Below are 14205 nucleotides of genomic sequence, written 5' to 3'. Positions count from 1 at the left end.
TCAACTCTAGGACTGCTGTGCCCGGGGGTCAAGCGAATCAGAACATAACCAGATGCAGTACAGCCCTTACCAGCGTCCCCACTATAGCACCCAGTATCGCAGCCTTAGCGATAGAGGAAACACGTTTACCGGCAGCCAATAAGATCGCCACGCCAGCCACATCAAAAGGATTGATGATAAGGCCCGCAACCCTATTCAGGTCGGTCGCTGTCATCACTCCCTGATTCAGCAAATCGATAGTCACACCCATCATCGCAGTACCACCCGCTATGAATTTGGTTACTATCGGCAACACTGTTGACTCCGGGAGATCAACCAGCGCCAAGACTGGCGCTAATATTGACGTTAACAGCTCAATTGAGCCGGTGACTTTTAACAAATTAACAAAGCAAAGCGCTAAAATGAGTAAGGGAATAGAGGCGATTACAATTTTTACCCCTTCCTGACCACCATCTGATAACGTCTGAATAATATTTTTCTTTTCATGCCGTTCTGGTGCCAGATGCTCTGCATGACTGTAGTCATCATCCAGCGCGGGATCACGGGCAAACAGATAGTATGTCGCAGCCGCAGCAATAAGCCCTCCAATTAAAGAGGTAATCATAATAAAGGGAACATCGAGGCCGACCACCGCCATCGGAAATACAACATTGGCCTGCGACATGGTTAAAACAACAGCCAGAGTCGCGGCAATAGCGCGACGGGAGGTCCCGTCCCGGTCCATTATTGCCAGCGTGGCTACCGGTGCATTAAAACTGACAAACATAATCTGTAGCATCGCAAAGATACCCAAGCCAGGTACGCCAAATATCCTTACCACCGGGGAAAGCTTATTAGAAACCCAGCCTAATACTCCTCTGCTCTCTAATAGTTTCATCAGCGCCAACATCACCACCATCACGGGCAGTAAAACATATAACACTACATCGACAGCCGTTCGACCAGAGTCGAGTATAAGGGTAATTATCTGTTCCATTTTTTAACCACTGGTTTCTTTTTATTCAGAATAATTCAGAACACAAGAGTTTATTCTAACCCGTTACTCTACATAGCATTTTTTAACAAACTGGCCTGACCAAGTGTCTGATATCATAAAAACATAAAATGAATATTTAAACCAACGATTCAAACGGCCGATTATGTTAATATTGGAGCCCTGTGAACTCAGCCTGTCAGGCTAGGATTCACAAGAGTTCTAACGCATAAAAATGACTATCAGCAAACGGCACTGTTTTGAGAAATTTTGCAGCTCAACTAAAAATTAGACGACAGTTCACTCAGTTAAATATGCCCTTACATAAGCGCCTGAAAACCATCAGCCGTCTACTCATCGGCATCTTTATTACGTCTGTTCTTTCTCTGCCGGCCATTGCACAGGAAAAGTTATCTGTTCAGACCACGGCGATTTCCAGTGCGACCCAGAAACTACTCAGCCTAAATCAAGAAAATATTGAATTAGCCTCGGTCAGTGCTGCCGTCATTGACGCCAGAACCGGCGCTCCGCTTTATTCAAAAAATGCTGAGTTGATTCTCCCCATTGCATCTGTGACCAAATTAATGACCGCGATGGTTACGCTGGATTCAAAACTACCACTGAACGAAAAGATACGTTTTACCCAGGCCCAAAAAGAAGCAAATAACAACTATTATACCCGTATCAGAATCGGCTCACTGTTGCCGCGTAAGGATGTTATCCGAATAGCCTTAATGTCTTCCGAAAATATGGCGGCCTCTGCCCTTGGGCATACATACCCGGGTGGAAATATGGCTTTCGTAAAAGCGATGAACCTAAAAGCTCTACAACTGGGTATGACTCAGACAACGTTTGTTGATTCATCGGGTCTTTCAGAGCGAAATATTTCAAGCGCATCGGATCTTGCCATCATGGTGCGGGCCGCAGCCTCTTATCCGGAAATCACCAAATACAGTACCACTAAAAGTTACACCGCCAGGTTCACTAACCCTGGCTATTCACTGCGTTACGGCAACACTAATGTGCTGGTGCACCGGAAAAGCTGGTCAATCGATGTAACAAAAACAGGCTATCTGAACGAAGCTGGACGCTGTTTGGTCATGATGACGAAAATTAACGGCAGGGATACCGTGATGGTCATGCTAAATTCATATGGAAAACGCACTCCGATAGGCGATGCGGGTCGTATTAAGCGTTGGATTACAACAGGTAAAAGTGGAAAAATCAGTAGCTCAGCACGGCATTATCAACGACAAGTACTGCGGCAACTAATGCCAGAACAGCTCGCGCTCAATTAAGTGTTACAGCTCAATATCTAATGATCAGGCCCTGTTAGTATTGGGCAATCTTATACTAACAAAAGCGGATCAAGGACAGATACGTGATCGAAAATCTATTGGAAAGCTTGCATCATGACGATTTCGAGGCCCTGGCCGCCGATATCAAACATTCACTGGAAGCACATCGTAAATGGATGCAGAGAATAACGACGGCGCTCGTTACCCGGCAAACCATCGATGAACAACAGTTTATTGCATCCGATGCCCACCTCCATTGTCACTTTGGCCGCTGGCTGACAAAAATCCTCAAAGACGAACTGTTTCAGCAAGGCTCATTTCTAAAAATTGAGCAATACCACAAACAACTTCATGATGATGCACGTAACATTATCAGCCAGCTAAATCAGGGTGGTGAGATCGATATTGAAGATTTCGAACACTTTATGCAAACGCAAAAAGAGTTCTTCGATATGGTCATAATGCTGTTCGAATTCTCTGTTCTAAACAAACAACAGTTTGACCCAACCACCCGCTTGATGAACCGCCGCTCTGTTGATTCAGTGCTCGCCAATGAATATAGCAGAATGCAAAGGGCTGACGATTATTACTGCTGCATCGTTATGGCAGACATCGACCATTTCAAAGATGTAAACGATGCATGGGGACACGATGTCGGCGATCTTCTTCTGGCACATACGGCAAAGCTGTTTAACAATGCTATCCGACGTCATGACACCGTATCCCGCTATGGCGGGGAGGAATTTCTTTTTATCTTTCCTGACATGACTCTGCAGCAGGCAGGCACCGTTGTAGATAGAATTCGCAAACAACTGGCCGACTCAAGCATCCGCCATCATGACAATCTACACCGTGTTACAGCCTCTTTCGGCGTTACCCAATTGTGCCGTTTCTGTGATATCAAAGGCTCTATCAAGCGAGCTGACATAGCTATGTACGCGGCAAAAGAGAAAGGACGGAACAGTACAGTTACTATCGATAGCCAGGCTATTTTAGAACAAAGTTCATACGAACATATAAACGATAATATCACCGAAATCATGCGCCAACACTGCAGACTGGTACCACAAAAAAACCGATAAGCTTTCAGCCTCTTTTTAGTCTTTCAGGCCAATGCTAACTTGACCGCTGCAGTCGCATGGATGGCGGTCGTATCATATAACGGCACCTCGGTATCAGACGCCCGAACCAATAGAGCGATCTCTGTACACCCGAGAATAACGGCCTGCACACCTCTCTCTGACAACTCATCAATAATCTGTAGATACTGCTGTCGAGAGCGATCACTGATCGTACCAAGGCACAACTCTTCATAGATGATTCGGTGCACAATGTTCTGGGATGCATCACCCGGCACCAAAACCCTTATGCCATGATGCTCTGTCAGGCGACCTTTATAAAAATCTTGCTCCATCGTAAAGCGAGTACCCAGTAAACCCACTGTCTCTATACCATCCATTTTTAGCTGCTCAGCTGTTGCATCCGCAATGTGCAGTAACGGGATAGACACAGCAGCTTCCACCTGAGGTGCAACCTTATGCATAGTATTAGTACCGATTAACAAAAAGTCAGCTCCCGCCGCTTCCACAGCCTTTGCAGCTTTCGCAAGAACCGATCCAGTCTGCTGCCAGTCACCCTGATGTTGTAATGTTTCAATCTCTGCGAAATCGACACTAAACAAAGCAATCTTCGCAGAATGAAAGCCTCCCAACTGCTCCTTAATGCCGATATTAAGTGCCCGATAGTAACTCACTGTAGATTCCCAGCTCATTCCACCCAACAGACCAATAGTTTTCATACAAACACTCCTCAATAGCCGTTATACCGAGGATATAAAACAATGAGGGCGATTAGCCAGATACAGTTTTTAAAGAATACTGCGGTACAGATTGTTTATTTTTTGATCTACGCTTAAGTAATATGCGTAACAACTTAGCAACACACATAAACTTATCTGGTGATTATCATGACAATTAAATCTATGTCTGAAATCTTCTATCATCCCAGCCTGGCAATGCAGCACTTAAGAGATGAAAACCTGAAAGGCACCTCAGAGGCGCTTTTCACACTGGCCATACTGGCACTAATTCCAGCTATATCACTGTTCATAGGAACCACTCAAATTGGCTGGAGCATTACACCCGGTGGTGACGCCGTAAAGCTTAACCTGATAAGCGCTCTGAACTCTACCATCGCTTTCTATCTGGCAACCTGTTTTGCACTGGGGCTAATGGGATTTTCTATGCACTGGATGGAAAAAACCTACGGGGGCCATGCATCATTGGAACGCTGTATGAATTTGACACTCTACACTGCTACTCCATTACTACTCGCCGGTTTTGCAGGCTTGTATCCAATGTTGTGGTTCTGTGTTGCAATCGGTGCTGTTGCTTTGGCTTACAGTACCTTCCTGCTATTTACCGGTGTACCTATCATCATGAAAATACCTGAAGAGCGAGGCTTTCTGTTCTGTATTTCAATACTGACGGTGGGGTTGATCATACTGGTAGGGCTACGATCAGCCACCGCGTTTCTCTGGGGAACCCTGACACCGCTAATCTATCTGCCCTGATGCCCCCCTACCAGTAGAATAAGCCTGCATCCCTGAAGACGGAAGTCTAAACAAGGGCAGGCTATTTATTGTCTGGCGCGCAAAGAGATTATCGGCAATACATCAACTCACGTACGCGTACCACTAACTGATCGATATTCCTGAAGCCTGCCCTATCTTTAATCAGTATCTGCCCCAACACCAAAGACAGCCTTTCCGAATCAGCACGTTTCTTTGGATCGCTAATCGACTCTACGTCATCAACATGAGCCACACCGATAGTACGGCGAATCATCTCTGTTCCGGCGTATCCGAGACTGTCTGCCAATAATTCCTGCATATACCAGTCGATATATTCAGGCAGCTTCAAACTAGGTTCCTGGGTCTCTTGTTGTATGTGATCACGAAAGCGCTGGTCAAACGTGTCCCAGATGGTTTCAATACTCGCCAACAACCACTGTTGATAATCGCTACGCTCTGTTTGCTCCCCAGGCAGATTAGCCTGGCCCGATAGGTTCAACAGATAGTTCGCTATTATCAGACCTATATCAAAGCCAATCGGTCCGACAAACGCGAACTCTGGATCAATAACTTTAATCCCCGACTGATTTGCAAAGACCGACCCTGAATGCAGATCGGCATGCAGCAAAGCTTCTGCCTGATTAAGGAATTTTGCTTTAAGACGCGCCACTTCACGCTTCAGTACAACATCCTGCCAAAGCTGTTCTGCATCAGACCGCAACAGCCCATTAACATTATTACGTTCATGATCACAGTAAGGGTCCCAAAAGAAGACCTCTTCAGAAATTTTGCACAGATCAGGATTAATAAACTGCTGAACCAGGGCTTTTTTCTCAATCGATCCCAGGTAGAGATCAGAGGTATAAAACAGCGTATCCGCCAGGAAGCAACCTATACCTTCAGCGACCAGCGGCAACTTCTGACGTTCAATCAAAGCGCTTCGCAAACTGCCATAAGCACCAATATCCTGCATCACGATCGCACACTGTTCAGCAGCAAAGCCATACACTTCAGGCACAACGCTCTGACAATTTTTGGCTGCTAATTTAAGAGCTTCACACTCGATACGAATTCGATCCTGCGACAGAGGCCACCCCTCTCCAATTACGCGGATATAGGGTAGTGCTTGTTTAACAATAAGACTGTTACTGTCACTAAAGACGCGGTAAACAAAATTGATATTCCCATCGCCTATCTCTTCAACCTGAAGTCGATCCTGATCAGAAAACAACGGACTATGCTGACGTGCAAAAGCGGTGACATCGGCATCGGTGTTAAATTTTTCAAAGCTCATTTTTATATCTATTCCAAAGAAATCATTACAGAAACAGCAAGAAACATTTAATACAGCCGTAAGAATGTACAGGCAGCCTTGCCTGAATAATATTCATTGTGACAAATCAGTTAGTCCCTGCCTAGCCCTTTTCTGAGTGTTCAGTTTCTACTAATTTACGGATCTTAAAATCCCCCTCTTAGCCGCTGGGCCTCCCTAAAAAAGCCTTCTAACCTCCACCATTAATATCGACAGAAAAGCTATTTTTACTCAACAAATACTTCTTACTTATCGAGAGCAGTGACAACTTTTCCAAAAAACCAAATATTAATCATGACAATAAAAATATTACAAACTTGTGTTGAACTTCCAATGGCATTACTGACAGCCAATTGTTTATTTATATTGCAGAGCAAGATCTAAAGCTACGCATTCATGTAAAGCTTATACTCACAACCAAAAAATTACGATAACTTAAATCTGATGATAGCTATACAGGATAGTGAAGATATATAGCCTCATCAATTGTGCTTAATAAAAGGTTACCAATATGCGGAAGAGTAACCCCCTGAGGAGGAGAAATGTTTCTAATAGTTCCCTATTCGTACCCACTGTAACACTGATAATCACAAGATAACTTTACATCTCAGTTGATGTAATACGCCAATCGTTTAGGCATTCCGTACCTGCGACACGGTTGCTGAACATTGATAATTCAAGTCCTAGAAGGACCTTATCAGATATCCAGCAACGTTGATTTTGCAAATAAAATCAGCACTTATTCTTTAGCGCTGATCATTCGGCATCAACAATGACCTTTAAAACTTTCAGCTCACAGAAGGTAACAGCGAAGCCTATCTGAAAAGATAGTTAAGAGGAATATTAATATTGAAGTAACATTACTAATGCGATTATCACTCCTTTATCAAATAGCATATAAAGGAGCGTCTACAAAAAATTATAATAAGCCTTCAGAAATATAATCAACATCTTGGTTAAAGACATTCAAATTCTAATGATATTTATGCTTTCTAAGCATCTAGCTGAAGTCGAACAGTATCTATAACCTGCCCTGTCTCTTTAACTCTGCAGATTAATGTTGTGCCTGCCGGTAGCTCATACGGATACTGAAAATGAAAGCCTACATATCCCCCTCTTGGAAGCCCTATTCTCAACATTCCTGGACGAAAATCTGTGGATATCACTTCGCCTAATACCTTATCCTCAATCAATATCTCAATAGTGACCGCTTCATCACTAGTGTCTGACCACGCCCAACCAGAAAGACTCTTATGACTAACTTGCTGAAGAGCAGCATGCACAAATGGCTTGCCAGACTTCCAAAGAATAGTCCGCTGCTCAAATAAATCAACACATTGGCGGTATAGGTCTATATCCTCTTGATTAATAGCTTCAAGCCTATTAATAACTTCTATGTCAAGTTTATATGGCTCATGGGTATAGCTTCGACCTTTATTCAGTTCTAAGTCAGGTATCATCGTCGAATATCGCTCGTTGATCTGATCAAGACTGCTTGAATAGCTTTCCGTCAAGCCAACAAAACCAATCGCTTGATACGGCACCCCGGTTAGTAACTTTTTTAGCCTATTAATAAATTGGGGCTTAGTATAAAAAGACTCGAAATCCCCCTCATAATTGAAGTTTCTCACAAAATGGTTATATTCTGATACCACTCTCTGTATGGGATCACGCATAAATACAACGGAATTTCGGGCACCAAAAATATCTATGTACTTACAGGCATGGACGTGACCACTTAAGAATTCTATCGAATTATCATCTAATTTTTTAAAAAAGGAGAAGTTATCATTATTCTCATAAACCTCCTGAATCACTATATCGCTACTTTCCCTTGAGCTAGGTGAATAGTCATAACAAACATGTTCTAACCCGTAATATTTTTCAGCTGCCTTTCTGAAACTAGTTCCAGCTGTCTTAGGTATATGTATAAAAAACAAAATTTATATCCCGACTCTATTTGAGACCAATTAAATTCAATAAACGAGCATATTTCTCTCTAAAGAGAGAGTAATGTAAATTATTATTAACAGGCAATTCTATATCATTAAGATCAAATTCTTTAAAGTAACCATCACTTTTCACTAGACCTGCTCCAAACATGGAGCTACCCCGATATTTTTTCTTCTTTGTAAATTCTTCATGAGATTTTAGGGCATAATGATGCACTCGAATTCGCATGTCGCAGATTGTATCTGTAACTCCGGATGTTGCACCAGAGGGTATTGGTTTTATACACCTGTCATATGTTGCAAACACAGCATTATCACCCGAAGAATTGATATATCTATACCTATTCTCCAGTACCGCTCGATGAGGATATATGTCTTTCACTAACTTAGGTCTATATACAGACTTAATGTAATGATTTCGAAGACGTTGATCCGATGCTGCCTGAGTAAAACGATCAATGACAAACCCATCCAGCTGATTTAGGTGACCAGAAGTACCGTAATTTCGCCAATTCAGCGCCAAACCACCTACGGATTTATCAGAAAAAAGATCGTTTATATGATCGATAACTCTCAGTTCACCATAAGGTACTAAAAATTCATCAGCATCTATAAAAGTCATTAATTCAACATCATTCTTATACTGAGAAAGAATTTTCTCATAAGCTATTATCTGAACTTTATCTTGTCTCTCGATAGAGTAAAGATCAATCACAGCATGCTTTTGCAGCAACTCAAGTAACTGAAACGTTCCATCATCAGATTCATTATCATAAATAATAAATTTATCTATACCCTGAGATTGGTGCCAGGCGATCCATTCGAGGATGTAATCTTTCTCATTTCTGAATATTGCACCGATAGCTATCGGAGCTATAGCTTTCTTCCTCAAGAAACCAAACATTAAAATCCCACTTATTAAGAATATGACGAAACTTATCCATTACCAAGATAGAGAAAATAAACATTATTCAAGCTTAATACCCTTTTAGAATACATATCCACCTAAAGTAGAAAACTAGTGTACTAGACTTTACTATCCTGACGAAATTTTTTTATTACAACACTGTATTATTCTGATTAGGAAGATCCCGCCTTGATAAAAGCCGTTACTGCTTCAGTAATCAGTCTCATTTTGAACTGAAACATAAGCTCTTACTATATTTCTTACAGCATACTGATAGAAGACTTGTTACTAGGGTTATATAGATACAGAATTGATTTATAAATCACAGTAAATTTAACCACAGCCGTCACCAGACTAAAATCTATTCCCCTCCTTTAATAGACATAACGCTACCAGTTTTGGCAGAATAAAGGCTCAGTGACGTAAAGGCCACCCAGCACTATACATACGTTATCGACCAACACTATGCTGAGGCTGTATGTCGAGCAAACTCTATACTAAAGTAAGCCAACCTCAATTATTCACTCATTTCGCCACAAAGCGACTGGTTCATAAGCTGGCTGATTTTGTCTTTCGGCGCAGTAGCAATGAGATAATGCAGCTTTGTAAAAGCCGCTTCCAGCGTCAGATCATTGCCCGGTATCACGCCGATTCGATTAAGTGTGGCGCCAGTCGCGTAAGCACCCTGGCTAACAGCTCCCTGCACACACTGCGTCACGTTGACGATAAAAATACCCCGCTGAACAGTTTGTTCCAGCAAAACCATCAGCTCGGTATTTGCATCCGGCGGATTACCCGCTCCATAGGTGTGTAGCACAACCCCTTTAACCGAACTATGATTTAGTAGATCTCGGGCGACTCTGGCAGATAACCCGGGATAAACCGGTAAGACCACTACCGCGTCGGAATTAAATGCTGGAATATTAAACAGAGGTGCACTTGATGAAAGCAATCGCTCTCGATACAGCTCTATGTTGATACCCGCCTTCCCCAAATGGCCGTAATTGGGTGAATCAAATGCATCAAGACCGGTACTTTTTAGCTTACTCGCACGATTTCCCCGCAGCAGTCGACCATTGAAATAGATACACACTTCTGGAATATCATAACCTCCGGCCAGCATCAGCGATGTAATCAGGTTATCCTGCGCATCATTTCGCAGCTCTACCAGGGGTATCTGCGACCCGGTTATTATCACCGGCTTATCTACACCCTGTAACATATATGAGAGCATCGAGGCAGTGTAAGCCATAGTATCGGTGCCATGGAGCAGAACAAAGCCATCGTACTGCTGCCAGTGCGCTTCCATTATCCGCGCTAGCTCTGTCCAGTGATGCGGCTGCAGGTTTGAACTGTCGATCAGCTTATCCAGCTCCAGCATCTCATAGGCCGGTAGCTGTCGAGAATTGTCTGTTCTCAGCTGTTGCCGCACCTGCTGCTCAAAACCCGCAACCGGAACATAGCCATTTTCAGTGGCCTGCATACCGATAGTGCCACCGGCATAGATAATCAATATTTTCTGTTTCATAGCCCCTATTAAACACTGCTATGCAGAGATAAAAAAGCCCGGTAAACACCGGGCTTGAATAACACTCATACCACTGTCAGCTCTGTAGCTTCCAGCTGACTTTCTGGCCTGCAAAGAATGGCACAATAGGCCGGCCATCTGGCAAGGTGATCTCTTCAGGCAGCGTCCATTCTTCACGTACCAGAGTGATGCTGCCTTCATTACGTGGCAGGCCATAGAAATCAGCGCCATAATTACTGGCAAAGCCTTCCAGCTTATCCAGCGCACCCAGCTCTTCAAACACATGTGCATAGAGTTCAATCGCACTCCAGGCACTATAACAACCGGCACAACCACAGGCGTTCTCTTTTGCCTCTTTCGCATGGGGGGCAGAGTCCGTACCGAGGAAGAACTTTGGCGAACCAGATCGTACCATCTGACGCAAGACCGCCTGATGAGTATTACGTTTCAGTACCGGCAGACAAAAGTTATGTGGTCGTACACCGCCGACCAATAAGTCATTACGATTCAACAACAGATGTTGCGGCGTAATTGTCGCTGCAACATTATCCGAAGCTGCTTCAACGAAGTACGCTGCATCAGCGGTAGTAATATGTTCAAAGACGATTTTTAACTGTGGAAAACGATTTACTATCTGAGTCATCTTCTGATCGATAAACTCTTTTTCACGATCAAAGATATCAATGTGGTTGTCTGTCACTTCACCATGTACCAACAGTAACATGCCCTGCTCTGCCATCACCTCGAATACTGGATACATCGCCTCCAGATCCGTCACCGCTGCGGCAGAGTTAGTCGTCGCACCCGCAGGATACAACTTAGCAGCAACAACACCCAACGCTTTAGCATCGATAATATCCTGGCCGGTTGTCGCATTGGTCAGATAGATCGTCATCAGTGGCTCAAAGCTATTACCTGCAGGGCGAGCTGCCAGAATTCGCTCTTTATAATCCTTCGCCATCGCACCATCAACAACCGGCGGCGCCAGGTTTGGCATCACGATTGCGCGTTGAAAACAGCGAGCCGTAGCGGCCACGGTTTCCGGTAACATATCGCCATCACGAAAGTGCAGGTGCCAGTCATCGGGCGTACGGATAGTCAGGGTGGTCATAGAAAAGTCGTCCTTAGGGAATATTGTGCGTATCTGTCAATTATAACGCAGCTAACCTTATTTCAGATAGTGGTGCTTACTGTTTTGGGTGAGGTAGAAACTCAAGGAGTACAAACGAAAAAAAGAGACCCTAAGGTCTCTTTCTCTTATAGCAAACAGTCACTATGATTTATTCTTGCTCAACAGCTTCCTGTTGTTGCACCTGACCCTGAGTCGATTTTTCCTGCTCTTTCTGCTCTTGCTTTTCTTCCTGCTTCTTTACTTCTTCAGCGTCCTGACCGCCGCAAACTCCACAACATGAACTCATAATTACCTCTGATTTGTAAATCGCTGTTTAGACAATAAACCTATCTTAACCGACTAAAACAGTTGGTTAATTGATATTTGTCACGTCTTCGGATTACCAAACAAAAAGAAATTGCAGCTGCATTTTTCTCATCAGGAGTACACCTAGACAAATAGCGACAAGAGGATGTGCACCTGATTCAAGCTGTAACCGTTAAAGCAGTATCGCGGATAACCTGATTTACTTCTCCATATGAGCGGTAATTAACGTTATCTTCCTCTGACGAGAGAGTTTTTTTATCTCGGCTTCCCGCTTACAAGCATCAGAACGATTGTCGCAGGGTTCTTGATAAACCAAATTTACGGGTCTGCGGGCACGGGTATATTTCGCGCCAAGACGATCATTTTGATTATGTTCGATGACCCGTCGCACACTATCAGTTGTAACCCCGGTATAAAGGGATCCATCGGCACAGCGCACAATATATACACACCATTCCGATAATGGCTCTGGCATCAAACGAAGACCAATTGATTTGAATCTAACTGAACACCATCAATAGAAGCGAGAAAGTTTCCTAATAACTGATTAACCTGATCAGGTTGTTCCAGCGTTAGCATATGACCGGCATTCTCAATGATGGCAAACTGGCTTCCCGGTAAACAGTGATGCATCTCTTGCAACTCGCTCAAGGGATTAGGAATGTCATTTTGACCCGCAAGAATCAACGTTGGGCATCGAATATCAGAGAGCTGATTAATCATCGACGGGCGTGTAAAGATCTGTTTACCCATAGAAGTGATCCCCGCAACCTGCTCCGGCGAAAGGCACATAAGATCAAAACGGAAAGTCTCAGCCAGTGCTGGATGCACCTTTTGAGTGACTGGACTAAAAAAGATTCGAATAACCGCATCGACAACGGCCGTGGGTAGTTCGCCTAACTGCTCTACAATATTGAACAACTCAAGATAATCTTCCCGATTTTCTGCAGTTTCACTATCCAGAGAGCAGGCAATCAGCGTTAAACTAGCCACTTCATCAGGATACATCATTGCCAGCTTTGCCCCCCAGAGCCCACCGGTTGCCATTCCCAGCACACTATAGCGATCAATCTCTAATGTTTGCATTAACTGATGATGAACTTCAGCGAGGTGAACAATACTCAGATCACCTTCTGATGCAGTTTGCGACTGTCCATGGGACCACAAATCAGGAACGATACAACGAAAGTGCTGTGATAAAAGGTCAAGTTGCGGCGCCCAGACCCTGCTATCCCACAGAAAGCTGTGACCTAACAGAAGTGGAAATCCACTTCCCTGATCCAGATAATGCAACTCTCTGTTATTGATGGTACAACTCGGCATAAAGCCTCCTATCGATGGAAAAGTAAGCAGCGCTAAGACACTTAACAGTTTGATCAATATAAAGAAAATAAACCAATAACTAAAGACAGTATTACATAGTCATTCCTTAATACGACAAACTAAAAGCACTATTCAATGAACGAAGCTTAATTCTGCTGTGACAAGTAGAGACTTCCATTCAAGTATTAAACTATGACGACGCAGTGCAGATGCAATTCTCTCTCTTAAGAAACTTATTTTTCTTTAACTTGGGAGTAACATGATAAGTTGCTCCTATACAACTGTCTAAGATGGAACTGATAATGTGCAGATTTACCGTTGCCACCTGCTTTTTCACACTTATTCTCGCAGGCTGCGCTACCCCTGAAAAACCTGAGAGCCCCATCTACGGGGGGACCGGAGGGATGACCGAGTGGAACATATTACCCAACGTCTATTTATTCCATTACGAAAATGGATTCACCGGCGTTGATGCCTTGGGCTATGATGCGAAGTTACAATCTATCTGGTCCCGTCTGGGTGCGGCACAAAGCTGCGATATCCATTTTGATACGCAGATCATGATCAGTAAGCTAATCAATCAGTATGGTGAAACAGCCATTACCCATGAGCTGAACGGTATAGGCTTTCACCGGGTACAAAGCCGAAGAATCCCAAAGTTCTGTGATAAACAGCGCGTTGGAGAGATTAATAAAGCCGTAAAACGATATAAAAGAGGCGATTTCAATTAGCGGATTCCGCGCGGAGAAGTCGATATTCATCATGAATATGCAGCATTATCCTGCCTGTGTATCAACATACCGCTGGCTACTCTAGCCTGCGGTATGGGTTACCCGCTTGATCACGACCGTACAACCGCAAAGCCCGACATGCGATAACAGACTTCGCCTTATTAACAATGG

Annotated in this window: 14 protein-coding genes; 4 read left to right on the top strand and 10 right to left on the bottom strand. The window is 43.6% G+C overall.

The features are described from left to right. Positions 1 to 37: 37 nt before the first annotated feature. The gene (locus AMJAP_RS05205; RefSeq protein WP_019622016.1) at positions 38 to 976 is read right to left on the bottom strand and encodes a nucleoside recognition domain-containing protein; all 939 of its coding nucleotides are present in this window, start codon (positions 974 to 976) and stop codon (positions 38 to 40) included. Positions 977 to 1233: 257 nt separating this feature from the next. Between AMJAP_RS05205 and pbpG the strand changes: the two genes are divergently transcribed. After that, entirely contained in the window at positions 1234 to 2271 is a 1038-nt protein-coding gene (gene pbpG / locus AMJAP_RS05200) for a D-alanyl-D-alanine endopeptidase (protein ID WP_201356410.1), read from the top strand. An 83-nt stretch (positions 2272 to 2354) separates the two neighbouring features. Then, entirely contained in the window at positions 2355 to 3353 is a 999-nt protein-coding gene (locus AMJAP_RS05195) for a diguanylate cyclase (protein ID WP_019622014.1), read from the top strand. Positions 3354 to 3376: 23 nt separating this feature from the next. Here the strand turns inward: AMJAP_RS05195 and AMJAP_RS05190 are convergent, their stop codons facing one another. After that, a complete protein-coding gene (locus AMJAP_RS05190) occupies positions 3377 to 4069 on the bottom strand; it encodes an aspartate/glutamate racemase family protein (protein WP_019622013.1) in 693 nt (230 codons plus the stop codon). Positions 4070 to 4237: 168 nt separating this feature from the next. Here AMJAP_RS05190 and AMJAP_RS05185 point away from each other — a divergent pair, with 168 nt between their 5' ends. Next, positions 4238 to 4843, top strand: a complete 606-nt coding sequence (locus tag AMJAP_RS05185) for a Yip1 family protein (protein WP_019622012.1) — start codon at positions 4238 to 4240, stop codon at positions 4841 to 4843. Between the two features lie 88 nt (positions 4844 to 4931). Here AMJAP_RS05185 and mtnK read toward each other — a convergent pair whose 3' ends face one another. The 8 genes from mtnK to AMJAP_RS05145 all read right to left on the bottom strand — a co-directional run bounded on the left by mtnK (position 4932) and on the right by AMJAP_RS05145 (position 13303). Next, the gene (gene mtnK, locus AMJAP_RS05180; protein WP_019622011.1) at positions 4932 to 6137 is read right to left on the bottom strand and encodes an S-methyl-5-thioribose kinase; all 1206 of its coding nucleotides are present in this window, start codon (positions 6135 to 6137) and stop codon (positions 4932 to 4934) included. A 1010-nt stretch (positions 6138 to 7147) separates the two neighbouring features. Beyond that, positions 7148 to 8095, bottom strand: coding sequence for a sulfotransferase family 2 domain-containing protein (locus AMJAP_RS05175; protein ID WP_019622010.1), 948 nt, complete (start codon positions 8093 to 8095; stop codon positions 7148 to 7150). Positions 8096 to 8111: 16 nt separating this feature from the next. Then, positions 8112 to 9011 (bottom strand): glycosyltransferase family 92 protein, encoded by a 900-nt coding sequence (locus AMJAP_RS05170; protein WP_019622009.1) that lies wholly within the window; start codon positions 9009 to 9011, stop codon positions 8112 to 8114. A 520-nt stretch (positions 9012 to 9531) separates the two neighbouring features. After that, positions 9532 to 10542 carry an asparaginase gene (gene ansA / locus AMJAP_RS05165; protein WP_019622008.1) on the bottom strand — a complete coding sequence of 337 codons (1011 nt, stop codon included), beginning with the start codon at positions 10540 to 10542 and terminating at the stop codon, positions 9532 to 9534. Between the two features lie 76 nt (positions 10543 to 10618). Next, on the bottom strand, positions 10619 to 11653 hold the full coding sequence (gene pyrC / locus AMJAP_RS05160) for a dihydroorotase (protein ID WP_019622007.1): 1035 nt from the start codon (positions 11651 to 11653) through the stop codon (positions 10619 to 10621). Positions 11654 to 11822: 169 nt separating this feature from the next. Then, positions 11823 to 11960, bottom strand: coding sequence for a hypothetical protein (locus tag AMJAP_RS05155; RefSeq protein WP_019622006.1), 138 nt, complete (start codon positions 11958 to 11960; stop codon positions 11823 to 11825). Positions 11961 to 12179: 219 nt separating this feature from the next. Continuing rightward, positions 12180 to 12455, bottom strand: coding sequence for a GIY-YIG nuclease family protein (locus AMJAP_RS05150; protein WP_083935351.1), 276 nt, complete (start codon positions 12453 to 12455; stop codon positions 12180 to 12182). Beyond that, on the bottom strand, positions 12455 to 13303 hold the full coding sequence (locus AMJAP_RS05145) for an alpha/beta fold hydrolase (protein ID WP_019622005.1): 849 nt from the start codon (positions 13301 to 13303) through the stop codon (positions 12455 to 12457). The genes AMJAP_RS05150 and AMJAP_RS05145 overlap by 1 nt, the downstream gene beginning before the upstream one ends. Before the next feature lie 302 nt (positions 13304 to 13605). Between AMJAP_RS05145 and AMJAP_RS05140 the strand changes: the two genes are divergently transcribed. Beyond that, complete coding sequence (locus AMJAP_RS05140; RefSeq protein ID WP_019622004.1) at positions 13606 to 14034, top strand: hypothetical protein; 429 nt, start codon at positions 13606 to 13608, stop codon at positions 14032 to 14034. Positions 14035 to 14205 lie beyond the last annotated feature (171 nt).

The sequence above is a fragment of the Amphritea japonica ATCC BAA-1530 genome (assembly GCF_016592435.1).
Lineage (GTDB): Bacteria > Pseudomonadota > Gammaproteobacteria > Pseudomonadales > Balneatricaceae > Amphritea > Amphritea japonica.
This window is presented reverse-complemented; position numbering and strand designations above follow the sequence as displayed.

What these genes read in the sequence shown, in the direction of transcription:
- AMJAP_RS05190 (WP_019622013.1), bottom strand. Translation starts at nt 4,069, where the DNA reads ATGAAAACTATTGGTCTGTTGGGTGGAATGAGCTGGGAATCTACAGTG.
- AMJAP_RS05205 (WP_019622016.1), bottom strand. Translation starts at nt 976, where the DNA reads ATGGAACAGATAATTACCCTTATACTCGACTCTGGTCGAACGGCTGTC.
- AMJAP_RS05170 (WP_019622009.1), bottom strand. Translation starts at nt 9,011, where the DNA reads ATGTTTGGTTTCTTGAGGAAGAAAGCTATAGCTCCGATAGCTATCGGT.
- AMJAP_RS05185 (WP_019622012.1), top strand. Translation starts at nt 4,238, where the DNA reads ATGACAATTAAATCTATGTCTGAAATCTTCTATCATCCCAGCCTGGCA.
- AMJAP_RS05155 (WP_019622006.1), bottom strand. Translation starts at nt 11,960, where the DNA reads ATGAGTTCATGTTGTGGAGTTTGCGGCGGTCAGGACGCTGAAGAAGTA.
- AMJAP_RS05145 (WP_019622005.1), bottom strand. Translation starts at nt 13,303, where the DNA reads ATGCCGAGTTGTACCATCAATAACAGAGAGTTGCATTATCTGGATCAG.
- mtnK (WP_019622011.1), bottom strand. Translation starts at nt 6,137, where the DNA reads ATGAGCTTTGAAAAATTTAACACCGATGCCGATGTCACCGCTTTTGCA.
- AMJAP_RS05140 (WP_019622004.1), top strand. Translation starts at nt 13,606, where the DNA reads ATGTGCAGATTTACCGTTGCCACCTGCTTTTTCACACTTATTCTCGCA.
- pyrC (WP_019622007.1), bottom strand. Translation starts at nt 11,653, where the DNA reads ATGACCACCCTGACTATCCGTACGCCCGATGACTGGCACCTGCACTTT.
- ansA (WP_019622008.1), bottom strand. Translation starts at nt 10,542, where the DNA reads ATGAAACAGAAAATATTGATTATCTATGCCGGTGGCACTATCGGTATG.
- AMJAP_RS05150 (WP_083935351.1), bottom strand. Translation starts at nt 12,455, where the DNA reads ATGCCAGAGCCATTATCGGAATGGTGTGTATATATTGTGCGCTGTGCC.